The sequence below is a fragment of the Pantoea sp. S61 genome (genome assembly GCF_016625145.1).
Lineage (GTDB): Bacteria > Pseudomonadota > Gammaproteobacteria > Enterobacterales > Enterobacteriaceae > Pantoea > Pantoea rwandensis_B.
Genome location: NZ_JACVUO010000005.1, coordinates 179024 through 203125, shown reverse-complemented (window position 1 = coordinate 203125; position 24102 = coordinate 179024). Strand labels below are relative to the sequence as shown.

The following is a 24102-nucleotide window of genomic DNA, read 5'->3' as shown; positions in this document are numbered from 1 at the left end:
GACCATAATGGCCGCGAGGGGTATGAGATAGATAAATGACTGAATTAACCATAAAAGTGCTCTCTTCATCTTTCGAATGGTCCTTTTAGTAATTATCTATCTGATAGTTATTTATTCTTATAAAACTTAGTGTTAATCATGTAGCCTCTTGTCTCAATGGTAATGCAAAAAATAAAGATGCTGTATTGATATTCATGCTTTATAAGACGAAATAACGATTTCATTGATGGCTGTTAGTTGTATTACGAAATTATTCAAATGACATCATGGTGATAAGTATTTTCAGGGAATATAAGCACTTCAATCTATAGCATGCTGATTTCAGTATGGATGTGACTTTTTTCGGGTTCAATGTTGAATGTATAATTATTTATGATTGTTATTATCCCAACTTGAAACTTTCATTTTCATGGTATTATTAAGAAGATTACTATTGTTTTAAATCTCTTCATACCTAATCTGAATCTAATCCGATACGCATAGCTTCACCCGAAAAGGATTAAAATGAATGATGATGACGGCTTAACCCTAGCGATATCACCTGTGCAGCTTGCTGCCATTTTACGAAGAGGAACGGTGAGTGAAGGTGAGACACTAAGTAACCGACTTTGGGGCGGCGTTGGTGTTCTGGGAGGTGTTGCTGAAATTTTTGGCGCTGGCGTTTTGTGCGTCGTGCCTGAGCCAACCATGTTAACGAAAGCTGGATGTGTTGTGGTTGGATCTCACAGTCTGGACACGCTCAATACTTCGATTAAACAGCTGTGGACAGGGCGCCGAATGGAAACGGCAACAGCACAACTGGCAGGAAAAGCAGCAAGCCAATTTGGTGCCGATCCCGAGATGGCTTACAAGATAGGTGCGACCGTTGATTTAATTGTACCTATTGGCTTCGCCTCGCTAGCAGGAGCATCACGAGTTGCATCTATTTATTCCGGTCGCATCCGATTGGTGGAGCATGAAGGTAGCGCGTTAGGACACACGATTGCGAGGCATGTTGCACAGACTCCAGAACAGTTAATTGCAAGATTATCCTGCGATCGTGCCCCCAACCGAGCCAGTACATTTCGCAGCGTGAAAGAGGCTGAGTTAATCATTTCAGAAATATTGTCAGTCAAACGTAGCCAAATTGAAGCAGCAGTGAAATATTTGCGTCCAGGATCAAAGCTACCCTTAGAGCACCGATTCTCCTTCTCAGTCGGGAATTATATTGATAAAGGTAGTACTGAGCTTAAGAAAGCTTATTCTGTTCGTGTCATACTTAAGGCTCAAAGCTTTAATGGCAAACTCTATTTTATTTTAACTGCTTATCCTGCTGCGTGAGAAAACCTATGGATACTAATACTCTTAAACCTTGTGAACTCGATACTTTGGTCATCGCTCATTTTGGACAGGATTGTGATTTGATTGATAAAAACTGTGAGTTCGATAATTTACTCGATGATTATTTATCTACCTCAATGCCATTCAATCAGCGCATGTTGTTAGCAAATTTGATTGAAATTGAAGAGCAGTCAGATGGATACGACGTATTAATAGCGCGTTATCGTGGAGAGTTCGCTCCCGAGCGATGGGAATTGTCAGCTGAAGAATGGGTAAAGATTGTTAAGAACCGAACAATAGAATTTCTTCACGCGAATGGGCATTCGAGTGAGCTATCAGGTGGTTGATGATGTTGCGAAAGCTTTTAGGAAAAGTAGGAAGATTTGGTGGCCCCTGCTGGGTTTGAACCAGCGACCAAGCGATTATGAGTCCCAATTTGACGCGAGTAAAATCAGTAACTTACTGATTTTTATGTTTTCTCTAAGTGGAATAGTGCTGAAAAGTGGCACATAGCGTTGAGCTCTGCTGCCACTTTGCTGCCAATTTGAAGGGCATTAATCACCATGTTTTTAATTCATAGTGTGGTTTGACAAAATCTAACAGTTGAGAAAAACATACTTTTAAATGAGTTTGATTATTTCTCTACCTATAATTTCAGCCATTAATGGGGGGACGGCATTACCTATCTGTCTGGCTTTAGACTGCAAGGCTCCATAAAATTTATAGTCTCTAGGGAATGTTTGTAAGCAGGCGGCCTCACGTACAGATAAAGCACGATTTTGTTCCGGGTGCCCAAAGCGACCATTAGAATAACTAATGCATTTAGTAGTTAAGCTACTTGCCGGCTTATCCCAACTAAGGCGACCATAGACATCGGTATGTCCAGTATGATTTTTATGACAATTAAGTAGCAACTGCTCCGGCCAGCTTTCTCGACCGCCACCTTCTGGAGTAACTTTTATCCTTTCGATATTTAAAGGAGTCAATTTAGCCGTCTCATGGTCAGCTATTTCGGGATGTGTGCACCCTGCCTCAATTTCTGGTAAATCGTATATCCAATCTTTGACGGTGGTGTAAGGGTTGACTTGACCATCGTGTGTGGCTTTTGGTAATTGAATAATTTTATGTTTAGATGCGACTAAAACTAAGCGCTCTCTTCTTTGGGGAACCCCAAACCACAAAGCTGGAAGTACCTTATGTTCATAAAAATAACCTAGTTCATTTAATGTATCTATAAAATCAAGAAAGGGGCGTGATTTTTTAGAAACCTTCTGAATTCCAGGTACATTTTCTACAAAAACAAAATCAGGTAAGATACCTTTTACAAATCGAGAGAACTCTCCCAACATATCAATTCGAGGATCATCATCCGCTTTATTTTTGTTTTGAGAAGAGAAGGGCTGGCAAGGAGCGCAGCCAGAAAAGAGAATATAATCTTTTTGAGGGTTTTTTGTTTTTACAATATCTCTGATTTTAGAAATAGATAAATCTCTAATATCCATGCTCATGAATATAGAGTCCGGGAAATTTGATTTGAAAGTCTCTCCCGCATCTTTATTTAAATCAATGCCGAAAGCTATCTCCATTCCAGCCTGTTTAAAGCCCTGACTGGTTCCACCACAGCCAGAAAAGAAATCAAAAACCTTTATTGTTTTTTTCATCTTCCCCTCAACTTACTTATTAATATCATCTTTATTTATTCTACCATAATCGGCAAAGTTTGTAATTATGTTTCTTATTTTGACAAAGTCTTCAGAATCAGAATTCATACGGCTTATTATTCTTCTTTGCGTATTAAATATGTCTTCTGAAGAACACTCATCGCTGTCTAAGTCGAGCTTGCAAAATTCTCTGAAAAATACTTTTTCAGATGAATTTTCATCTATTTCTTCGGAAAGTGACTTATAAACATCAGGCATGTTATCTAAAATAAATGATTCAGGTGTTTTCATAGGTAAATAAGATACATATTTTTCAATGTAATCTATGAAGTCACGTTGCATTTTATACAGTGATTCTTTATTAACCTGGCCGCCGTTTCCGTCAGCTAGGAATTTTACGTCACATCCAATCATTCCTTTTATCTTCGTGCTGAGTGTGTCATTCTCCGATAAGGGTATTGATAAAGAGTTGACAAAATTAACACCGGTATTCTTATCTCCGTCTAATAGAAATATTATTCCTTCATTTCTTGCGGCAGAGAATGGCGCAATATATCCTTTTATGATTGCATCAGCGCCACCGGGGATGAATTTTATGTCAAATTGAGAATAGAATGCTTTTCCCTTTTCTCTTAATGCTTTTTTTATGATTTCCACGGCTAAGCAATCTTCAACAAAGATAGTTTTCTTGTGAAGTTTGTCTCCTAGATGGAAGAATGCTTCATCGGGACTTATATTGGAAGTAATGTCAACTTTATTATTTTTTTCGTTAACATGGAAAAGTTTAATGGCATCTTTAGGAAGGTTTTTTACAATACTGGAAGCATGTGTTGAGATAATAATTTGGTGCTTTTGATTTACACATTCATCAATTAGAAAATTTACTAACCTTTCTTGTGCTCCCGGATGCAGGGATACTTCAGGTTCGTCCAGTAAGATTAGCGAATTCGGTTTAGCATTTTTAACCTTTATCACAAGCATCGCAACTGCAAATTCGCCACTACCTGCAAACGCTTCAGAATAGTCTAAGTGTGATGTTTCTAATATAGCCGTAGCAGATCTAACATTAAAGAAAGAATGAACTACTAACCTAACACTACTGTAATTCCTACCCAGAATTTCGGATATTTTATTTAATTCTTCATCTGTACATATTCTATTGACGAAAACTTTCCTTTTTCCATATCTAGCATATGTTTTTAATTCATTATCAATCACTTTACGTAAGTGGATTGATTCTCTCCTGATAAAATCTTTTTTAGATAAACTTCCAATGCTATTGCCATGATAAAAGAACTTATCAAATGCACTTAGCTGCGACCTGAAATCAATATAAACAACTTGTTTATCAATTGCTTTCCATCTGGTTTTAGTTCTATTTGATGAAACTTCCTCCTTTTGAGGCGGGATCATGCCATCAGCAGTTAAAGGTCGGGAAGGTTCCCAGTAGTCTGGATCTTCATCTTTTTTATTCTTGTTTTAATTACTTCAACGATATTATTTGTGTCTGGGTCGAAGTAACCATAAATCATTCTTGATCGACCTCCATCATCTATGGGGTCAACGCTGGTTGAAAACCAAAGTGAACCTAAACTGTATCCATTTGGAGTGCCATATAATGCTTTTAAAACTGAGCTTTTATTTGTACCATTCTGACCAACAAGCACCGTAATTGGGAATGTAAAGTCAATTCGAACTCCTTCAGATAAATTTTTATAGAAGGGGAATCTGATATGTCTTATGAATGGCTCCATTTGATTATTAGCCAATATTCGACGCAATGCATTCTCTTTCTTATAATCCATTACACCTTCTCCTCAATAGAAACGGTTTTTTATCAATGCAGATTTCTGTGATGTCTTAATGTTCATTATTTGATGGTCATTTAATTTGAATTGTTGCCATCATTTCCCATTTTACTGATTGGGTTGAGTAGCATGGCTTCAGCCAAATGATCTGGAGCAAAATGCGCGTAACGCATTGTGACCTTAATATCAGTATGTCCAAGTATTCTCTGAAGCACCAGAATATTGCCACCATTCATCATGAAATGTGACGCAAAAGTGTGACGTAAAACGTGCGTTAGCTGCCCAGCAGGTGTTTCAATACCGGCGCGTTGCAAAGCCTTTCTAAAGGCTGAATAGCATGGTTTAAAGAGCACCTGCGCTTTCCTGCTAGATGGCAGCTCAGCCTGCAATTTTTCAGTTATCGGCACCGCTCGGTTTTTCTTGCCTTTTGTTTTCACATAGATGATTTGCCCAGCGAGAATCTGATTCCCTTTCAAACCTTCCGCTTCACTCCAACGCGCTCCAGTTGCCAGGCAGATTTTCACAACTGTCGTTAAATCTTTAGAACGGCTGTTTTCACACTCGGTAAGTAACGTGCGGATCTCCTCAATGGTAAGATATGACATCTCCGACTCACTGATTTTAAACTCGCGCACATTCTCAAGCGGATTGGGTGAGGTCCATTCATCTAACCGGCGCAGCTCGTTATACATCGCCCGGAAGTAAGCCAGCTCTAAATTCACCGTGCGGGGCGTTACCGTCTTCACTCGACTGGAGCGGGTGATCTTCCCGCTTAACCGCTGCTCACGATATGATGCAAAAATCTTCGCGTTAAATTCGGTAGCCAGTGGATTTCCCATTGCTTCGCAGGCGAACGCCACAGTAGTTCGCCGCTTCTCACCATCCGCCAACGTGATGCCATGCGTGTTGAACCACAATTCAACCAGCTCAATTACCCGGCGCTTATCTGTTTTCTCTCCCAGCCACGGTTTGTCCTGAGCCTGATCTTTTACGAACTTCTCATAAGACTGCGCTTCGCCTTTAGTGGCGAACTGGCGGCGAATCCTTTTGCCGTCTCGGCCGTTCGGTAAAACCTGAGCTTGCCACTTTCCGTTGGGTAATTTGCTTATCGCCATGCTTAGCCTTTAAAGATATTCGGTTCAAGTGATCACTTTGCCTAAAACAATGATGTCACTGGATTGGCACTCAAACGACGACTTACCGTTCTCGACACGTATTCTTCCGCCCGGAAAACGCACTAACTCGCGAATGCTCACTAACTTATCGATCTCGATAAGCCACAGCCCATCAACTATCTCGCCTTCGTAGGTATCAACCAAGTAAGTGCTTCTATCGGCGTTGATCACAAACGGGGCATTTAGGCCTTCTGGAAGTGAACCTTTATCCAAAATATAATCTGCCATTGGCTCTAAAATCCCATTTGAGATTTTTTTCTGCGTTGCGATCACAACTCGAGATTCCTCGACTTCCATAAAGCGTGCACTTTTACCTGTGGTTAGCCAGGTTAGCCAGGTTAGCCAGGTTAGCCAGGTTAGCCAGGTTAGCGACGCGCCTGTTTCCATATGACAGATGATTACCCAATCTGCCGGGAAGGTATCGCGGGCTGAGCGGTTGGCAAGCGTGCTCTGTGAAACGCCCAAATGCGTGCATAGTGCCTGACGGCTACTGAAACCATACGCATCAACTAGCGCAGGATTGCGTCTTTTCCGCCTCGGTTGCTCTCAACCGCTTCACGAACCACCTTCGCATAATGGCGATTTGTGTTTTCTTTCGTTGGTATATCCGATTTATGATCCTATTCTTCGGTCTGTGATGAGATTAATAGCGTTTAATAGTGAGATCTAATACCCAAACCGAGAAATACTGCATCATGCCCTGTAAACTTTCAATGCGCACTTCAATCAATCTCGTGATCTCAGAACCCTACATTACCGTAGAAGAGTTCTGTCGCCACACAGGTTACAAGGAAGGTACCGTTCGCCAAATGTATCGCGAAAACCGTTTACCCATCAGCAAGAAAGAAGGGCTTAACGGCCTTATCGAAATCAACATGGTTGCTCTCACTATCGAAGCCGCTGCCTATAGTGAAATCACAATGCAGGCTTGATGCATCCATATTGGGATATCAAAAGGGATTTATCATGTTTGATTTCAGCGTTTCCACACATAGCCATTTTGATGAAGCGTGCCGCGCATTCTCTGCAAAGCACAGCATTATCCAGCTGGCTAAAAAGGCGGATTTAAATCCGCAGACCATCAGTAATAAGCTAAATCCGGAGCAGGTTCACCAGCTCACGATCCGCGAAATGTTAATCCTCACCGACCTCACAGAAGACTCAACGCTGGTCGATGGCATGTTGGCGCAGCTGCAATTCCTGCCGTGCGTGCCGGTCAATGAAGGGGCGCAAGAGAACCTGCCTGCTTATGTGTTGAAAGCGACTGCTGAAGTCGGGCAATTAGCCGCTGGAGTTGTAAGCCAGAAAAGATTTTCAGCGACATGTCGTCGCAACTTAGTTCAGAAGGTCAGGCGTGGCGGGGGTACGAGCACGCGCAGAGGATCATCAACAAAAAAGCACCCTATTCAAAATAAATCCCTTAATGTTATAGTCATTTAGAATACTAACTGACATTTCATTTTCTAATCTGATTATTTTTATGTGTGTTAGTTTTGATTTTTAACACGGGGTTGATTCCATAATTTTAAAATAGAGGACTTCACATGCTTGAAAAAATTGTTTTTAACTCTGGTACAAATCCATTATCTAACGTGCCGCTTTCATTAGAGTTAACACCCCTGACAATCTTTGTTGGCCCAAATAATAGTGGTAAATCACGGGCGCTAGTAGACATAGAGTCACAATTAAAAGCAAATACTGTAAGTAGGGGGGAGGTAATTAATAAGGTAATTATTAAACCCTTAACAAATAAAGAGGCCGAAGAAGAGCTTAAATTCTTACAGGTTAAGCCTGAAAATAACGAGGTCATACATGAAAATCATATAATAATTTCCAGGCTGAGTATGGAAGGTACTGGGGTTATCAGAGCTCAAATATCTTTGCCTGATATACTTAGAGAGTTCCAGAATCCAAATGTAATTACTAGATACTCACTGAGTCAATATTATTCTATGCACACTCTTCGTTTAAATGGCAGAAGTAGACTTTCACTAACTTCTCAACAACCCGCAAATGATCTTTTAGGACCGCCTATTAATAATTTGTCATTTTTGTTTAAAAATGACGAAGCAAGGAAAGAGCTCAGGGATATTGTATTTAGTGCATTCGGGAAATATTGCGTCATAGATCCTACTAACATCGGACATCTGAGGATTAGATTGTCTGACGTGCCACCAATAGATGAAAGAGAAGAGCGTGGTTGGGATGCAGACTCTGTAGAGTTTCACTCCAAAGCGACATTGGTATCTGAGGCAAGTGATGGGGTCAATGCTTTTATCGGTATGATGATCTCATTAATAGCAGGTTCACCAAAAGTTACACTAATTGACGAGCCAGAAGCCTTTTTGCATCCATCTTTATGTTCAAAGTTAGGGAAAGATATATCACGAGTGTGTGCTCATAGTAACAAAAATGTTTTCATCGCTACTCACAGCGCTAATTTCCTCATGGGCTGCGTACAGGGAAAAGTTCCATTAAATATAGTTAGGCTAACTTACGATGGTAAAAAAGGAACATCACGATTATTAACAAAAGAGCAATTAACTCCTCTTATGAGAAATCCTTTGTTAAGATCAATAGGTGTGCTCAATGCTCTTTTTTATAACTATGTCATAGTAACTGAGGCCGATGCTGATAGAGCTTTTTATCAGGAAATTAATGAACGTTTGTTAGCTGAGGGCGATCCACGAGGTATCGAAGGATGTTTGTTCCTAAACGCCCAAAATAAACAAACTGTCTGGGATATAATTAAGCCCTTAAGAGAGTTAGGGATTCCGAGTGTTGGAATTGTTGATATTGATATCTTAAAGGAAGGCGGGGCCGTTTGGAAAAAGCCAATGTCGGGAGCGTTCTTTCCTGAAATAAAACATGAAACTCTTAATGCAGAACGAATTGCCTTATTAAACGCATTTAAAGATACTGAAAAAAACATGAAAACTGAGGGTGGCATCAATCTACTGGGTTCTGCAAATAAGGAGGCTTGTGAAACGTTTTTTGAAGGATTGTCAGATTACGGCGTTTTTATTGTTCCTAATGGTGAGATCGAGTCTTGGTTGCAAAGCTTGGAAATTAGTAGAAATAAAAATACTTGGTTAGCCAGCATCTTTGAGAAAATGGGTGAAAATCCATTAAATGATTCTTATGTGAGGCCATCGGATGACGATGTTTGGGGTTTTATCGGTAAAGTAAAAGAGTGGTTGACGAACCCTAATCGAAAAGGTGTGCCAGATTGATTATTATTAGCCGCTTATGCGGCTCTTTAATTTTATATGCTACATTATTCCAAGATTTAAGTGTCGAATTTTTAATGTCGTCTTTTAACCATAATTAAGTTCTTCAAGTCTTTTTGCCGTGGGCTTAGCTCATTACGCACAAAAAACCGTCTCACTTTCTCCACATCACCTAACCTCCCAACATTATTCGGCATAATCCCCATCATCTGCGGCGGTACGCGGTGCGCGGCCATCATGTCGTCACGGCTTACGTTCTTTATATTCAGAAACTCATCCTTAGCCCCGACCTCTGACAGCGGTATGATCTGAATCCCGTCTTTCTTCCCGTTCGGTGAGTACATAAACAGATTGCGGAGGTTGCCCGGTCCCTTGGTGCTTTTCATCGCTAGGCTGATAATGTTTACGCCCTCCTGATTCTGTGCGGTGTCGGTCATATACATGATGAAACCGCCTCAAGCGCCAGCACGCCGCCGAGCCTGTTAATGCGCTTTATCAGATAGGCGTTGCCAAACACCAGATAGTCCTGCACAAAACGGCTGAACGCCTGCTGACTCAGCAGCGGGTGGGGAATGAAGGTGCTGGTCAGGATGTTGCGCTTCACGTTGATCAGCGAGCTGTGATGCACGGCGGCGCGGAACGTGCGCGCCAGCCCGTCAAAGCTCACCGGCGGTTCATACCACCTGCCCATCACAACGCATTCCACGTAGTCCAGCAACTCGCGGCGGTCCAGCACCGGCACCGGGTCGGCGAAGGTGAACGCTTCCGCCACCGGGCCGCTGGTCATCTGTTGCTGCTGCACGGGCTACGTGCGCGGGCGGTTCCTACGTTTGCTCATTTAAAAAATCTCCATAATATTGCCGGTGTGGGCGGATTCGCCCTGTAGCGGTTCATTTGCCAGCGCGTGCATGGTCGCCCACGCCAGATCGGCGTGGCTGGCTTCGTAGGTCGGGCGGTTGCCGCTGGCAGTGGTGGCGCGGCGGATAAAGACGATGAACAAGCCGCAGTCCTTGCGAAACGCCCTGAATAAAGCCGTGCCCTATGTGGCCGATAACCCGTACCGCCTGCACCTGTTCGTTGATAATGGTGCGGTGGTTGCCACCTCCGCCACGTCAATTTCGTGGGAGTACCGCTACACCCTGAATGTGGTGGTGACGGACTTTACCGGTGACTAGAATCTACTGATGGCGCCGGTTTTATTCTGGCTCGGCGTCAGCCAGCCGGACGCCCTTCAGAACGCCAGCGAGCTGGAGCGACTTTTCACCTTTGAGGCGGACATTCTCGGCAATGACCAATGCGACATCAGCATGAACTTGAAGCTGACGGAACGTGTGATCGTGAAGGAAGTGGACGGCGTGATGTCGGTTGAGGCCGTGCCGGAGCCGGGAGCGCCGGATGATGCCGAGGAAGCCTGGACGGTCCGCCGTGGCTGAGCTGCATGATGTTGAGGGGGCTGGGTACGCTGCTGTCGCAGCTTAAACCGCCGATGCGCACAAAGATGCTGCGCGAAGTGGTACGCGATGTGCGACGCATTCAGCAGGGCAACATCACGCTGCAACGCAGCCCGGACGGCACAGCATGGGAGCCGCGGCGTGTCACAGCACGCACCAAGTCGGGCCGCATTCGCCGCAAGATGTTTGCGAAGCTTAAAACTGCGAAGTATCTCAAGGCGCAGACAAGCGCCAATCAGGCAGAAGTTGCGTTTGCGCCTGCAGTGCAACGACTTGCTCGTGTTCACCACTACAGTTTAAGAGATAAATTAAATAAACTTGGGGAAAAAGTTAAATATGCAGAAAGACCTTTGCTGGGTTTTAACTATGAGGTTGAAGCCAGCATTAAATATATTATTCTTGGCTGGCTTTATTTGTGACGATGGATTTTTATTTTTCAGGGGAGGATTTGTTCGAGTTTAACGCATTAACTAATGAGAGGATTATTTTTTCTTGAGGCAGGCTTGGCGTTTTCTCAAAGTTTATATTGCTTTTTCTTAAGTTCATTAGAATATCGTTGAATGGCCCAACCTCTCCCTTGCTTAATAGATATGCTATCTTTTGGTTTTCAAAGTCAGTACCTAATTGCATGTAGTATCTGATAAAAACTAATATCGCTTTCATCACAAAGCCAACGAATATCATTAAAGAAAGGCTTAGTAGTACGGAGGCTATTGAATTGGCGATATTTTGTGAGTTGTTGCTCCGCATAAAAATCGAGTCGCCAGGCATAACACTGCCTCTTGAAATTCTTTCGTTGCCTTGATAACTATTGTTATCTTTGCTTTCTTCCCTATTTGATTCGTTCAAACCTTTTAAATATTCTTGGTTTTGTTCATTGAAAGTGCGCAAGATTTTTAAGAGCCGCTCACTTGATTCACTTTGAACTGACTTAGATTGCATAAATGAAGAAATAAGCTTTCCAAATGGCGAGTTGTCATTGTTCTTTGTGTAGAAAATGCCTAAAAAAACCAATCCCACCGCCAATATTAGAATGTACACAAGAATAATTAAGGTTAATCTTGTTACGCGTGATCTTTTATCGAGTATCCTTAAGATTTCTTGATATTCATTTTCATCAAATTTATTTTGAGTGTCCATGCATTAACCTTTTATATTTATAAATGTTATTGAAATCATTGTGTTTTATTCAAAAATATTTAGATGATTATTGTGTCAGGAACCTTACAAAATCAACATCTACTTTTATAAATTTAGATGTGAGACGTTGTGAGCATAAACACAAAACTCACCGAAATTATGCGCCTTATCACCAAACTGATCCGCACCAGCACCGTGTCCGATGTGGATACGGTCAACTGGCTGTGCCGGGTGAAAACGGGCGGTCTTGAAACCAACTGGATTAACTGGCTCACCTGCCGTGCCGGTAAAACGCGCACGTGGTGGCAACCGTCTATCCGCGAGCAGGTTGTGCTACTGAGCCTCGGCGGCAATCTCGAAACCGCGTTTGCGCTGCCAGCCATATATTCCGATGCCTTCCCGCCGCCCGATTATTCAGAGAACGACAGCACTACACGGCGGCTGGTTCCAATACGAGCCGGACACCAGCCAGCTGCTGATTAAGAACATCAAAAGCGGGCGCATTGAGGTCGCCGGCGGTATCCAGTTGATCACCAACCAGCTGGGCATTGATGCCAGCCAGATGCTTATCAACAGCGAAACCGTGATGAACGGCGCGGTGACACAGGGCGGCGGCCCAATGAGTCCAAACGGTGTGGTAGTTGATAAGCATAAACACGGCGGCGTGAAGTCCGGCGGCGACACATTAGAAGGCCCGCAATGATGTATCTCGGCATGAATCGTGACACCGGCGAAGCCATTACACGACCAGCATTGAACTTGAAGTGAAAATAGATTCACTTGAAATGGAATAGTGCCATCTCAAAATGGTTTTATTGAGTAATGTTTATCTCAATTAGGTTTTTGAGACGACGTTATGATGAATTGCCCTTTGTGCGGGAATGCCGCACATACACGCAGCGGCTTTCAAGTATCAGCAACAACTAAGGAGCGCTATAACCAGTGTCAGAATATTAATTGCAGCTGCACGTTTAAATCTCATGAAAATGTATCTGAAATCATTATGAAACCGGGTAGCGTTAAACCGGTGTAGCCGCATCCGGGAAGGAATCAGCAGTAACCATTGTGGTTATAATTGCTGCTAAGATTAAGGTGCCCATGTTTTCTGACTTCATTTTTTCAGGTTTTAATACTGAATTATTATTAATTATTGGAAAGCTTTACCATTCAACTGATTCATCATTTAATAAATTAAAAAGTGAATTTAATATTTCTTGCGATTCATTTACCATTTCTTCGCTAACAATCGGCTCGGCGCTATGCACTATCGAATTTCTTAATGTTATTAATTTCCTTATTTTATCATACAGTATTTTGTCAATTTTTTCCGCTTGCGCAATTATTAGAGCTAATTTCTGATTAGACATTCTACGTTGATAACTTGGTTGATAGCTCGATTGAATTGTATATCCCTTGGTTTGGAAGTTTTGTCCATATTTCTGAAGAAGAGCTTCAATCTGATTGAAGTTTTTCAGGAACGTTTCAAGGCTCCCCTCTTTTTTATTTTCATCAATAGGATCCAGTTGTTGTTGTAATTTTTTACTGGCGCTTTCTATTCTTTTAGGGGCGATTATGTCGAATATGAAATAAGAAATTGTAAGTAGGCTGACGATAAATGAAGATTGTGCAACGTTCATTATAATAGTTTTGAATGTTGATTTTTCTTCATCCTCTATTGAAAGTACTAAATTGCCAATGAAAAGTGTGAAGATTGATATAAAAGTTACATAAATAAGGAGTTTAAAATATCTATCTTTTAAGTTTTCAACGGCTTCAGTCAAAGATTCATCATCAGACTCTTCCCTGCTGAGTTCATTCCGAAAGAATATAAATCCGGTTAAAGTAAGTCCATATACACCAGCTAATACTTGGGAAGATGTCGAGTAAAGGTATAATATTTGATTTTCATTCAATATCCAAATTGGATGAGAAATAGCTATAAAGGCAGATATAGTCGAAAGTATCAAAAAGGTTAATAGTGAGATGAGTATTAATTTTATCGGTGACACTATAGCTTCTCCATGAATAGTAATTAATCCATTATTTAATATCGCTGCATGCTTTTTCAATTTTATATTATAACTATGGGAGTTAAAAATAATCAATTGTTGATGTAAAAAACAATTACGGCTTAGTGATGTGTATGCTAAATGACCAACTTGCCAACGTATTTATCATTAGCTAGTGCTATAACTATGATTCAAACAAAGCTCAATTTAGGCAAGTGATCGCCTTTTTATAGCTTTGATTTTGATTTTTGAGCAATGTTGAGGATTGTGAAAAGTGAGCGAGCTAAAGTCTGCTGTCATTTTGCTGCCAATGGCGAACCGCGCATACAAAAAACCACCTCAAAATGTGGCTTAACTACATGATTTACATCACTAAATTTGGTGGCCCCTGCTGGGTTTGAACCAGCGACCAAGCGATTATGAGTCGCCTGCTCTAACCACTGAGCTAAGGGGCCAGCGGAGCGGGGATTATAAAGTATCTCGGAGGGGTGATCCAGCGTTCGCCAATCGGTTGGTGAAAATTAGAACAATATCTGAGTCATTGATCTCCAAGCAAAAATCCCTTTTCACAGCATATCAACGCTCAGCCCACACCCAGCCATTGCTGTTTTTATGAGGCAAGGCACACCACGCACCTTGCCTCAGCAACGTCTAAAGCTTACAGATAACGTGATGCGGGTTTATTTAATGAGATATACGGAATCATCGCGCCACGCGCTTCATCAAGCTTCTGCCACAGGCTCATCTCTTCCACGGAAGGGATAGTAATCAGTTCGCCCGCATCCAGACCGCTCAAGGCAGCCGCGACCAGATCCTCGACTTCCATCATCTTCTCAGCCGGGATGTCATTAATCGATTTCCCGGCACGATCAAAGATCTCCGTCCGCGTGAAGCCGGGCAATACGGCTTGCAGCACCACGCCGCTGCCTGCTAACTCGCGATCCATATTGCGCGTCAGCGATAGCACATAGGCTTTGCTGGCGTTGTAGGCGCCATTCATTACCTCATGCACCAGTGCGACCACTGAAGCGATGTTCACGATGGTGCCTTGCCCGCGTGCTCGGAAGGCTTGTGCAGCGCTGTGGGCCAGTTCGGTTAGCGCGATGATATTGAGTGACAGCATGGTTTGAATCGGCTGAATATCGGCGTCGGTAAATTCCCCTTCCACCACCATTCCCGCATTGTTAACCAGCATCGTAATGTCGTGGTTGTCACGCAGTTCACGCGCCACGTTTGCCAGGTCATCCGTTTGCGTGAGGTCCGCTGCCAGCACGCGGACGTCAACGCCGTGTGCCTCTTGCAGCGATTGCGCCAGCTGGTTAAGCCGTGAGGCATCACGCGCCACCAGAATCAAATTGCTGCCGCGTGCGGCCAGCTGTTTCGCGTAAGTTGCACCAATGCCGCTGGATGCGCCGGTAATCAAAGCCAGTTGTTGTGTCATGGTCGGTTCCTGTAAATGATGGTTGTCATATCTGATGGAACTTAATATGACGATCATCATATTTTTCGTCAAGCTGGAATATGATGATCGTAATAATTACACTGATTGCCATTAACGATGAGCAGGATGGTGAGAGATGGAAAAGCTAAGCCACAAGGCGCGCACGCGGCAGCGCATACTGGATGAGGCAGCGGTGGTGATGCGCGAATGCGGCACCGAAGGCATTGGCGTGGCGTCGCTGATGAAGCGCGCGGGCTTAACTCACGGCGGCTTCTACGCCCACTTTGATTCGCGAGAAGCGCTGGTTGAGGCGGTGATTGCCGAGATGTTTGCTGATTCGGCGCAGCGCTTTGCGGCCATCACCAGCCTGACCGATCCCGCCGAGCGACTGACACAACTGATCGATAACTATCTCTCTGAGCATCATCGCAACACGCCGGGAGAAGGCTGCCCAATGCCTGCGCTGGTGAGTGAAATTGCCCATCTGCCGATTGAAACACGCACGCTGTTCTCGCAACGTCGCGATGCGGTGCGGCAACGGCTGGCACAGGCCCTTAACGAAATGCATCATCCTCAGGCTGATGACGTCGCCGTCAGCATGCTGGCCGAAATGGTCGGTGCGGTGGCGCTGGCGCGTGCCTGTCCGGATGATGAGGAAGCGCGCAATATGCTGGCGGTGAGTCGTCGGTCAGTGAAGCAAAGGGCGGGGCTGGAGGGCGCATGAGCGAGCACGATATTCAGGACATTATTGCGCCGGATTTGCAGGTGCTGTTTTGTGGCATCAATCCAGGCAAATCATCGGCGCACACCGGCTTCCACTTTGCTCATCCGGGTAATCGCTTCTGGAAGGTGATCCATCAGGCCGGTTTTACCCGCGAATTGCTGAAACCAGAACAGGAGCAGCGACTGCTGGAAACCGGTTGTGGCATCACTATGCTGGTTGAGCGTCCCACCATTCAGGCCAACGAGTTGGCGGGTGATGAGCTGCGCGATGGCGGGGCGCGTTTGCAGGAGAAGATCTTAAGCTATCAGCCGCGTGCGCTGGCGGTGTTGGGCAAAGATGCGTTCCAGAAGGCGTTCCGACAGCGCAAAGTGGAGTGGGGCGAGCAGACGCAAACCTTGGGCGAAACGCGTTTGTGGGTGCTGCCCAATCCCAGCGGTTTGAACCGCGCGACGATAGAGGAGATGGCGGCAGCTTATCGCCAACTTCATGATTGGTTACAGAATAACGCGTGAGCGTGCTCCGCTTAACGCGGCCCTGAAGTTGTTCAATCTGTGGTTTCTGACTAAACCCAAATCTTTATGGCAAATAAAGAGAGGGAAGATGAAACGCACAATCGCGTTAGCGGCGCTGCTGGTGATGGCGCAACAGACGGCACAGGCAGAGACGCTGAAAGTATTTAGCTCCGGTGGCATGTATCCGGTGATTGAGAGCCTGAAGCAGGATTATCAGCAGCAAACCGGCAATACCCTGCAGCTGGAAGCGGCGCCATCGATGGGCGATACGCCACAGGCTATCCCTAATCGTCTGAAACGTCAGGATAATGCCGATGTGCTGGTGATGGTCGATTACGCCATCAAGCCGCTGGAGCAGGCTAAGTTTGTGGATAGCAACAGCCATCAGGTGCTGGCGCACTCGTATATCGCGATGGCGGTGAAGCAGGGCATGACGCCGCCGGATATCAGCACGGTGGCGAAATTCAAACAGGTCCTCACGGAAGCCTCCAGCATCGCGATATCAGACAGTGCCAGCGGCAAATATATTCAAGGCAAGATGCTGAGCAAGCTGGCGTTGGGGCCGAAGACCGCCAGCAAAGTGTCAGTGATCCCCGCCACGCCGGTGGGTGAAGCGGTGGCGCAGGGGAAAGCGGAGCTGGGCTTCCAGCAGAACAGCGAATTGCAGGCGGTGAAGGGGATTACCATTGTTGGGTTAATCCCGCCGGCGGTGCAGCAGGATACTTTGTACGGTGCGGTGATTACGCGTAGCACCCAGCAGAAGCAGGCGGCAGCGCAGTTTGTGAAGTATTTGCAGAGCGATAACGCGCGCAAAATGATGCAGGAAAAAGGGCTAACGCCGTTTTGAAGGCAATAAAAAACCCCGGCAAGCCGGGGTTTTTCGTCTTAACGAGGATTAATCGTCAAGGAAGCTCCGCAGCACTTCGGAGCGGCTTGGGTGACGCAGCTTACGCAGCGCCTTGGCTTCGATCTGACGAATACGCTCACGGGTAACGTCAAACTGTTTGCCAACCTCTTCCAGCGTGTGGTCGGTGTTCATATCGATACCGAAACGCATACGCAGGACTTTCGCTTCACGCGCAGTCAGACCCGCAAGCACGTCGTGGGTGGCTGAACGCAGGCTTTCTGAGGTAGCAGAATCCAGCGGCAGCTCCAGCGTGGTGTCTTCGATAAAATCGCCCAGATGTGAATCTTCATCATCACCAATCGGCGTCTCCATTGAGATCGGCTCTTTAGCAATTTTCAGCACTTTGCGAATCTTATCTTCTGGCATCAGCATACGCTCAGCCAGCTCTTCCGGCGTTGGCTCACGGCCCATCTCTTGCAGCATCTGGCGCGAAATACGGTTGAGCTTGTTGATGGTCTCAATCATATGCACCGGAATACGGATGGTACGTGCCTGGTCGGCGATAGAACGGGTGATAGCCTGACGAATCCACCAGGTTGCATAAGTTGAGAACTTATAGCCACGACGGTATTCAAACTTATCAACCGCTTTCATCAGGCCGATGTTACCTTCCTGAATCAGATCGAGGAACTGCAGACCACGGTTGGTGTATTTCTTGGCGATAGAAATAACCAGACGCAAGTTTGCTTCAACCATCTCTTTCTTCGCACGACGCGCTTTGGCTTCGCCGATCGACATGCGACGGTTGATGTCTTTAACCTGCTCGATGGTCAGGCCGGTCTCTTCTTCAATCTGCTGCAATTTCTGCAGTGAACGCGTCACATCATCTTCAACTTCAAGCAGTTTCTCTGACCAGGGCTTATTCATGGCCAGCGCCGCTTTGAACCAGCTTGGGCTGGTTTCGTTGCCGGTGAACAGCGTGATGAAGTTCTTCTTCGGCATTTTGCAGATTTCAATACACAGCTTCATGATCAGGCGCTCTTGCGTACGCACGCGCTCCATCATGACGCGCATACTGTTCACCAGGTAGTCGAATTGCTTCGGCACCAGGCGGAACTGTTTGAACACTTCAGACAGGTTATTGATTTCTGCAACGGCATCAGCGTGGCTGCGGCCTTTGGCTTTGATCACGGTACGGGTGGTTTCGTACTGGGTGCGCAGATCGTTGAACTTCTCGCGCGCCAGTTCTGGATCGATGGAGTTATCATCGTCAGAGCTGTCGTCGTCGCCATCTTCGTCTTCTTCATCGTCGTCGTTACGGTCTTCTTCAGACAGTTCAGAACCCACGTGAGTGGCGGTTGGCGCGATATCTTCTTCCGCGTTCGGGTCAACAAAGCCGGTGATCAGGTCAGACAGGCGAGATTCGCCCGCTTCCACACGATCGTACTGATCGAGCAGATAGGTGATGGCTTCCGGATATTCGGCAACCGAGCACTGAACCTGGTTGATACCGTCTTCGATACGCTTAGCGATGTCGATTTCGCCTTCGCGCGTCAGCAGCTCAACGGTACCCATTTCGCGCATATACATACGCACAGGGTCAGTAGTACGGCCAATTTCAGATTCAACGCTAGAGAGTACCTGCGCGGCTGCTTCTGCGGCATCTTCGTCAGTATCAGTACTGTTCTCATTCAGCATCAGATCATCGGCATCAGGTGCTTCTTCAACAACCTGAATACCCATGTCGTTAATCATCTGGATGATGTCTTCGATCTGATCGGAGTCGACGATATCTTCCGGCAGATGGTCATTGACCTCAGCATAGGTCAGATAGCCCTGCTCCTTACCACGGGTGACAAGCAGCTTAAGCTGTGACTGCGGGTTTTGCTCCATAAGACGGTATCCACACTTCTGTTAATTAGATTGGTGTCGGTCGGCAGCGAGCCAACTATAACAGTGAAGGCGTTGTTCTTTTGCCGCTGCCTTCAACGCGGCCAGGGTATCGACCCTTCATATATCGGCACTTAAGCCGCTTGAATTCTTTCTTTGCGGGCCTGGCTTCGACGCCGACGGCCCTCGTACGGTGCGCTTAAAACCGAACCGAACGATCAAACCAAAACGGCGGCTTTAACAGCCTTCAACGTTCTGGTCTGGTAAAAATCTTATTTTTTCGCTAATGCCTGACTTAAGGCCCAGAACTCGCGGCGTTCGGCGGCGCTCAGGCCTTCGGTACGATCGCGTGCGATAAGCGCTTCAAGGCGCTGTTCAAGGGCTGAGTCGTAAAGACTCGCCAGTGAATCCTGGAACACAGCTTCTGCTTCTTCATCTACTATCATGTGGTTCCAGGTGGCCAGCGTTTCAAGGGGCTGGCTAAATTCTGTCCCGCGATATAACTCTAGTAGCTGTCCGGTCGTCAGGCCAGGATTCTCCGTACAACGACTGACTAACTCCACAAACAGCGGTAAACCCGCCATTTTCGACTGCTCAAGCCCATCCAGCGTAGGAACGATGGCGGCAAATTGCGGATTCTGCACCAGTAACGCAATCAACACGCGCATGGTGGTGCGCTTCAACGGGGGAGCAGTTGGCGCAGTGCCGCTTTCTGCCTGCTTTGGCATCAGCTTGTCTAACTGGTTATCGTCCAGAATGCCGAGTTTATTACCCAGATTCTGACGCATATAAATGCGTAAAGTTTCACCGGGGATCTGGCTAATCAACGGCAGCGCCAGCGTTGCCAGCTTGGTTTTACCGTCACGCGTGCTCAGATCGACCTGTGGCATCAGGCTGTCGAATAAAAACGTGGAGAGCGGTAAAGCCTGCTCCATCCGCGCTTCAAACGCCTCTTTGCCTTCTTTACGCACCAGCGTGTCCGGGTCCTCGCCATCAGGCAAAAACATAAAGCGTAGCTGACGACCGTCATTCATGTAAGGCAATGCGGTTTCCAGTGCACGCCATGCGGCTTCGCGCCCCGCGCGGTCGCCGTCGTAACAGCAAATCACCGTGTCGGTAGAACGGAACAGCAGCTGAATGTGCTCAGCGGTGGTCGAGGTGCCCAGCGAGGCAACGGCATAATCGATGCCAAATTGCGCCAGCGCCACCACGTCCATATAGCCTTCTACAACCAGCAAACGCGCGGGCTGCGGATGATTCTTTTGCGCTTCATACAAGCCATATAACTGACGGCCTTTATGGAAAATCGGTGTTTCCGGCGAGTTCAGGTACTTCGGCGTATCGTTGCCCAGTACACGTCCACCAAAACCAATGACGCGCCCACGCTTATCGCGAATCGGGAACATCACGCGATCGCGAAAACGATCATAAGTGCGGCCGGAATCGTTACTGACCAGCATGCCCGCTTCCATTAAGGATTCGCGGTCCTCTTTCTGCTGACCAAAACGTTTCAGCACGTTATCCCAGCCTGCTGGCGCATAACCAATCGCGAAGTGATCGATCACTTGCTGGCTGAGACCGCGTGTGGCGAGATAATTTTGTGCAGATGTCGCTTGCGGGTTACGCAGGCTTTGCTGATAGAAACCGTCGAGGCCTTCCAGCAGCTGATACAGACTTTGACGCTGATGACGTTCCATCGGGCTGGGGCCGTTGCCCGCTTCATACGGCACTTCTAAGCCGTGTTGCGTGGCCAGCTCCTCAACGCTTTCGACGAAATCCAGACGATCGTGATTCATCAGGAAATCGATGGCGTTACCTTTGGCGCCACAGCCGAAGCAGTAATAGAACTGCTTCTCACCGCTTACGGTGAAAGAGGGGGTTTTCTCGTTATGAAAAGGACAGCACGCGTGATAGTTCTTACCCTGCTTTTTCAGCTTAACGCGGGCATCGATAAGATCCACGATATCCGTGCGGGCAAGTAAGTCATTGATAAATACGCGTGGAATTCGTCCAGCCATAAGCCCCGGTTTTTCAGCTCATAAACGGCAACAAGCCGCGCTTCCTTTCGGAAAGCACGGCCTCTTACTTGACTCTGTCTGCGTTTAACACGCGGCGGAAGCGAACTTCCGAAAGAAATTAGTACAGACGAGTGCGGCGTGCGTTTTCGCGAGCCAGTTTCTTGGCGTGACGCTTAACAGCAGACGCTTTAGCGCGCTTACGCTCAGTCGTTGGTTTTTCATAAAACTCACGACGACGAACTTCCGCCAGAACACCTGCTTTCTCGCAAGAACGCTTGAAGCGACGCAGTGCTACGTCGAAAGGCTCGTTTTCACGTACTTTAATTACCGGCATGTAACTCTTACCTCGATAAATTCGGTTTTGCTGCTGACTGCGGCGCCAGCACTTTTAAAATGGTGCAGCATTTTACTCCAGCCGTAGCCGAGTTGTAAAGCACCATGAACAATTTAGAACCAACAGAGACATATGCCATCGCGGCTGCCGGTTTTTTCAGGCCGTGGAGTATAGCGCACTCTTTGTGCGACAGAAAAACACTTTTTCCTGGCAAAGTCGTCCAGCGTGTGATTCGCCTGTGCTACACTGCGCGCCGCAAGAAGAGGGTGATAAAAGCTATGCGAGTTCTGGGTATTGAAACGTCCTGCGATGAAACCGGCATCGCGATTTATGACGATGCGTCCGGTCTGTTGGCGAATCAATTATTTAGCCAGGTCAAACTGCACGCCGATTACGGTGGCGTAGTGCCCGAACTGGCCTCACGTGATCACGTGCGCAAAACCGTTCCGCTGATTCAGGCTGCGCTGAAAGAAGCCGGATTAGCCGCAAAAGACATTGATGCCGTGGCCTATACCGCCGGTCCAGGTTTGGTCGGTGCGCTATTGGTCGGGGCGACTGTCGGCCGTGCACTGGCGTTCGCGTGGAATGTGCCTGCCGTGCCAGTCCATCATATGGAAGGCCATCTGCTGGCACCGATGCTGGAAGATAATCCACCGGAGTTTCCGTTTGTGGCACTGCTGGTTTCCGGCGGTCACACGCAGTTAATCAGCGTCACTGGCATTGGTGAATACACTTTGCTGGGCGAATCGATTGACGATGCGGCGGGTGAAGCTTTCGATAAAACCGCCAAACTGCTCGGTCTGGATTATCCAGGCGGGCCGATGCTGTCACGCATGGCGCAGCAGGGCACGCCGGGTCGCTTCAAATTCCCGCGCCCGATGACCGATCGCCCAGGGCTGGATTTCAGCTTCTCGGGTTTGAAAACCTTCGCCGCTAACACCATTCGTGAACATAACGGCGATGAGCAGGCGCGTGCCGATATCGCTCGTGCGTTTGAGGATGCAGTGGTGGATACGCTGATGATCAAGTGCAAACGCGCGCTGGAGCAGACCGGCTTTAAACGCCTGGTGATTGCCGGTGGTGTCAGCGCCAACCGCACGCTGCGTGAGCGCATGGCCGAGATGATGCAAAAACGCGGTGGTGAGGTGTTTTACGCGCGTCCGGAGTTCTGCACCGATAACGGCGCAATGATTGCCTATGCGGGCATGGTGCGGCTGAAGGGCGGTACGCGTGGTGGATTGGGCGTCAGCGTCCGGCCACGTTGGCCACTGGCAGAATTGCCCGCCATCTAAAACGAAAAAACCGGCATCGCGCCGGTTTTTTTATTTCTTTTTCTTCCGCTTCCAAATCTTATTTTCCTGGCCGCGCCACAAGCGCTGGATGTTGTCGTGATGGCGCAACAGAATCAAACAGGAGAGCATCGAAACCGGGAAGGTAAACTGGGGTTTGAACCACCACACGTAAAACGGCGCGATCAGCGCACTGACTATCGCTCCCAGCGAGGAGTAGCCGCTCAGCAGCACCGTCAGCAGCCAGGTGCCGGTCATCAATCCCGTCAAATCCCAGCCAATGGGTGCAATCGCACCAAACGCCGTTGCCACGCCTTTACCGCCACGAAAACGGAAGAACACCGGATAGATATGGCCGAGGCAGGCGGCAATCGCGGTTAAGCCGAGATACATCGGCGTGACGTGCAGCAGATAGGCGATCCACACCGGAATCATCCCTTTTGCCACGTCAAAAATCAGTACCGCAGCCGCAGCGGCTTTGCCACCAATGCGCAACACGTTGGTCGCGCCTGGGTTGCCGGAGCCAGCGGTACGCGGATCGGGTAAGCGCGCGAGTTTACAAACCAGGATCGCACTGGAAATCGAGCCGCAAAGATACGCGAAAATAATCATACCAAGCGCGATAGCACTCATAGCGTCGTACCATTCCTTTTGGGTCGTTTTGTTCTCGATAAGCGTGGATAATACGCATAATCCGCCGGAAGTGGTATCCGGCTTAGCCAAAAACAGAGACTGACATCATGGATATCGTATTTATAGAACAACTCACCGTGTTCACCACCATTGGCGTTTATGACTGGGAACAGGGCATGCAGCAGAAGCTGGTGCTCGATGTCGAAATGGCGTGGGACAACCGTCGTGCCGCGGTGAGTGACGATGTGAACGACTGTCTGAGCTATGCCGATGTCACCGAGGTTATCCTCAATCATCTGCAGGGCCAGCGCTTTGCCTTAGTCGAACGCGTGGCGGAAGAAATTGCCGATCTGTTGATGAATCGTTTCAAAACTCCCGGTGTACGCATCAAGGTCGGGAAACCTGGCGCGGTGGCCCAGGCAGCGACCGTTGGCGTGCGTATTGAGCGCGGGACTATTCCTAAATAAATCATCCGTGATTGCCATCACAATGAAACCAAACCAAATTATGGTGTGTCTCACTTGAGGCCGTTGCGCTAACGGACGCGAAGTTGCCGATTTTCTTAAGGTTTCCTTCAGCGTGGCGCAGGCATAATTTTAGGCGGTAGCACCTTGCGACCG

Annotated in this window: 23 protein-coding genes, 1 tRNA gene and 5 pseudogenes; 14 read left to right on the top strand and 15 right to left on the bottom strand. The window is 46.9% G+C overall.

Going from position 1 to position 24102, the window contains the following annotated elements; genetic code table 11:
• Positions 1 to 504: 504 nt before the first annotated feature.
• Together IAE30_RS12875 and IAE30_RS12870 are read left to right on the top strand one after the other, a co-directional pair.
• The gene (locus tag IAE30_RS12875) at positions 505 to 1320 is read left to right on the top strand and encodes an RNase A-like domain-containing protein (RefSeq protein WP_200679911.1); all 816 of its coding nucleotides are present in this window, start codon (positions 505 to 507) and stop codon (positions 1318 to 1320) included.
• 8 nt (positions 1321 to 1328) lie between these two features.
• On the top strand, positions 1329 to 1667 hold the full coding sequence (locus IAE30_RS12870; RefSeq protein WP_200679908.1) for a contact-dependent growth inhibition system immunity protein: 339 nt from the start codon (positions 1329 to 1331) through the stop codon (positions 1665 to 1667).
• Positions 1668 to 1940: 273 nt separating this feature from the next.
• Here IAE30_RS12870 and IAE30_RS12865 read toward each other — a convergent pair whose 3' ends face one another.
• The 5 genes from IAE30_RS12865 to IAE30_RS12845 form a co-directional block, all read right to left on the bottom strand.
• Positions 1941 to 2981 (bottom strand): DNA cytosine methyltransferase, encoded by a 1041-nt coding sequence (locus IAE30_RS12865; RefSeq protein ID WP_200679906.1) that lies wholly within the window; start codon positions 2979 to 2981, stop codon positions 1941 to 1943.
• Positions 2982 to 2993: 12 nt separating this feature from the next.
• A complete protein-coding gene (locus IAE30_RS12860) occupies positions 2994 to 4394 on the bottom strand; it encodes an ATP-dependent endonuclease (RefSeq protein WP_200679904.1) in 1401 nt (466 codons plus the stop codon).
• Positions 4395 to 4405: 11 nt separating this feature from the next.
• The gene (locus IAE30_RS12855; protein ID WP_200679902.1) at positions 4406 to 4786 is read right to left on the bottom strand and encodes an AAA family ATPase; all 381 of its coding nucleotides are present in this window, start codon (positions 4784 to 4786) and stop codon (positions 4406 to 4408) included.
• A gap of 80 nt (positions 4787 to 4866) precedes the next feature.
• The gene (locus IAE30_RS12850; RefSeq protein ID WP_200679900.1) at positions 4867 to 5904 is read right to left on the bottom strand and encodes a tyrosine-type recombinase/integrase; all 1038 of its coding nucleotides are present in this window, start codon (positions 5902 to 5904) and stop codon (positions 4867 to 4869) included.
• 24 nt (positions 5905 to 5928) lie between these two features.
• On the bottom strand, positions 5929 to 6429 hold the full coding sequence (locus IAE30_RS12845; RefSeq protein ID WP_234472750.1) for a helix-turn-helix domain-containing protein: 501 nt from the start codon (positions 6427 to 6429) through the stop codon (positions 5929 to 5931).
• Between the two features lie 230 nt (positions 6430 to 6659).
• On the opposite strand from IAE30_RS12845, the gene IAE30_RS12840 reads away from it, so the two are divergent.
• The 3 genes from IAE30_RS12840 (at position 6660) to IAE30_RS12830 (ending at position 9197) form a co-directional block, all read left to right on the top strand.
• A complete protein-coding gene (locus IAE30_RS12840; protein WP_200679898.1) occupies positions 6660 to 6896 on the top strand; it encodes a regulator in 237 nt (78 codons plus the stop codon).
• A gap of 34 nt (positions 6897 to 6930) precedes the next feature.
• A complete protein-coding gene (locus IAE30_RS12835) occupies positions 6931 to 7404 on the top strand; it encodes a phage regulatory CII family protein (protein WP_200679896.1) in 474 nt (157 codons plus the stop codon).
• 104 nt (positions 7405 to 7508) lie between these two features.
• Positions 7509 to 9197, top strand: coding sequence for an AAA family ATPase (locus IAE30_RS12830; protein WP_200679894.1), 1689 nt, complete (start codon positions 7509 to 7511; stop codon positions 9195 to 9197).
• 71 nt (positions 9198 to 9268) lie between these two features.
• Here IAE30_RS12830 and IAE30_RS12825 read toward each other — a convergent pair.
• A pseudogene (locus IAE30_RS12825) lies at positions 9269 to 9981 on the bottom strand (phage portal protein).
• Between the two features lie 51 nt (positions 9982 to 10032).
• Positions 10033 to 10182, bottom strand: a pseudogene (locus IAE30_RS12820) (terminase-like protein); the annotation flags it as partial.
• 4 nt (positions 10183 to 10186) lie between these two features.
• Here IAE30_RS12820 and IAE30_RS12815 point away from each other — a divergent pair.
• Positions 10187 to 10627 (top strand): annotated as a pseudogene (locus tag IAE30_RS12815) (phage tail protein).
• Positions 10620 to 11064 (top strand): annotated as a pseudogene (locus IAE30_RS12810) (phage virion morphogenesis protein). Before IAE30_RS12815 ends, IAE30_RS12810 begins: the two co-directional pseudogenes overlap by 8 nt.
• Before the next feature lie 10 nt (positions 11065 to 11074).
• On the opposite strand, the gene IAE30_RS12805 reads toward IAE30_RS12810, so the two are convergent.
• Positions 11075 to 11785, bottom strand: a complete 711-nt coding sequence (locus tag IAE30_RS12805; protein WP_200679890.1) for a hypothetical protein — start codon at positions 11783 to 11785, stop codon at positions 11075 to 11077.
• A 135-nt stretch (positions 11786 to 11920) separates the two neighbouring features.
• Between IAE30_RS12805 and IAE30_RS12800 the strand changes: the two are divergent.
• Positions 11921 to 12488, top strand: a pseudogene (locus tag IAE30_RS12800) (phage baseplate assembly protein V).
• Between the two features lie 153 nt (positions 12489 to 12641).
• Entirely contained in the window at positions 12642 to 12818 is a 177-nt protein-coding gene (locus IAE30_RS12795) for an ogr/Delta-like zinc finger family protein (protein ID WP_200679888.1), read from the top strand.
• 127 nt (positions 12819 to 12945) lie between these two features.
• Here IAE30_RS12795 and IAE30_RS12790 read toward each other — a convergent pair whose 3' ends face one another.
• From IAE30_RS12790 to IAE30_RS12780, 3 genes are all read right to left on the bottom strand, one after another.
• Positions 12946 to 13854, bottom strand: a complete 909-nt coding sequence (locus IAE30_RS12790; protein ID WP_200679886.1) for a hypothetical protein — start codon at positions 13852 to 13854, stop codon at positions 12946 to 12948.
• Between the two features lie 319 nt (positions 13855 to 14173).
• A tRNA-Ile gene (locus IAE30_RS12785) sits at positions 14174 to 14249 on the bottom strand.
• Positions 14250 to 14452: 203 nt separating this feature from the next.
• Positions 14453 to 15235: an SDR family oxidoreductase gene (locus IAE30_RS12780; RefSeq protein WP_200679884.1), complete on the bottom strand. Its 783-nt coding sequence runs from the start codon at positions 15233 to 15235 to the stop codon at positions 14453 to 14455.
• Between the two features lie 136 nt (positions 15236 to 15371).
• Here IAE30_RS12780 and IAE30_RS12775 point away from each other — a divergent pair, with 136 nt between their 5' ends.
• The 3 genes from IAE30_RS12775 (at position 15372) to IAE30_RS12765 (ending at position 17318) form a co-directional block, all read left to right on the top strand.
• Entirely contained in the window at positions 15372 to 15959 is a 588-nt protein-coding gene (locus IAE30_RS12775) for a TetR/AcrR family transcriptional regulator (protein WP_200679882.1), read from the top strand.
• Positions 15956 to 16471 carry a G/U mismatch-specific DNA glycosylase gene (mug, locus tag IAE30_RS12770; protein WP_200679880.1) on the top strand — a complete coding sequence of 172 codons (516 nt, stop codon included), beginning with the start codon at positions 15956 to 15958 and terminating at the stop codon, positions 16469 to 16471. The genes IAE30_RS12775 and mug overlap by 4 nt, the downstream gene beginning before the upstream one ends.
• Positions 16472 to 16559: 88 nt before the next feature.
• The gene (locus tag IAE30_RS12765) at positions 16560 to 17318 is read left to right on the top strand and encodes a substrate-binding domain-containing protein (RefSeq protein WP_200679878.1); all 759 of its coding nucleotides are present in this window, start codon (positions 16560 to 16562) and stop codon (positions 17316 to 17318) included.
• Positions 17319 to 17366: 48 nt separating this feature from the next.
• Here IAE30_RS12765 and rpoD read toward each other — a convergent pair whose 3' ends face one another.
• The 3 genes from rpoD to rpsU form a co-directional block, all read right to left on the bottom strand.
• Complete coding sequence (gene rpoD / locus IAE30_RS12760; RefSeq protein ID WP_034828348.1) at positions 17367 to 19211, bottom strand: RNA polymerase sigma factor RpoD; 1845 nt, start codon at positions 19209 to 19211, stop codon at positions 17367 to 17369.
• Between the two features lie 269 nt (positions 19212 to 19480).
• Positions 19481 to 21226 (bottom strand): DNA primase, encoded by a 1746-nt coding sequence (gene dnaG, locus IAE30_RS12755; RefSeq protein WP_045814813.1) that lies wholly within the window; start codon positions 21224 to 21226, stop codon positions 19481 to 19483.
• Between the two features lie 118 nt (positions 21227 to 21344).
• Entirely contained in the window at positions 21345 to 21560 is a 216-nt protein-coding gene (rpsU, locus tag IAE30_RS12750; protein ID WP_001144069.1) for a 30S ribosomal protein S21, read from the bottom strand.
• Positions 21561 to 21838: 278 nt separating this feature from the next.
• Here rpsU and tsaD point away from each other — a divergent pair, with 278 nt between their 5' ends.
• Positions 21839 to 22852 carry a tRNA (adenosine(37)-N6)-threonylcarbamoyltransferase complex transferase subunit TsaD gene (gene tsaD, locus IAE30_RS12745; protein WP_200679877.1) on the top strand — a complete coding sequence of 338 codons (1014 nt, stop codon included), beginning with the start codon at positions 21839 to 21841 and terminating at the stop codon, positions 22850 to 22852.
• Between the two features lie 30 nt (positions 22853 to 22882).
• On the opposite strand, the gene plsY is transcribed toward tsaD, so the two are convergent.
• Positions 22883 to 23482, bottom strand: coding sequence for a glycerol-3-phosphate 1-O-acyltransferase PlsY (gene plsY / locus IAE30_RS12740; RefSeq protein ID WP_034828352.1), 600 nt, complete (start codon positions 23480 to 23482; stop codon positions 22883 to 22885).
• Positions 23483 to 23589: 107 nt separating this feature from the next.
• On the opposite strand from plsY, the gene folB reads away from it, so the two are divergent.
• Positions 23590 to 23949 (top strand): bifunctional dihydroneopterin aldolase/7,8-dihydroneopterin epimerase, encoded by a 360-nt coding sequence (gene folB / locus IAE30_RS12735; protein ID WP_034828354.1) that lies wholly within the window; start codon positions 23590 to 23592, stop codon positions 23947 to 23949.
• Positions 23950 to 24102: the final 153 nt, after the last annotated feature.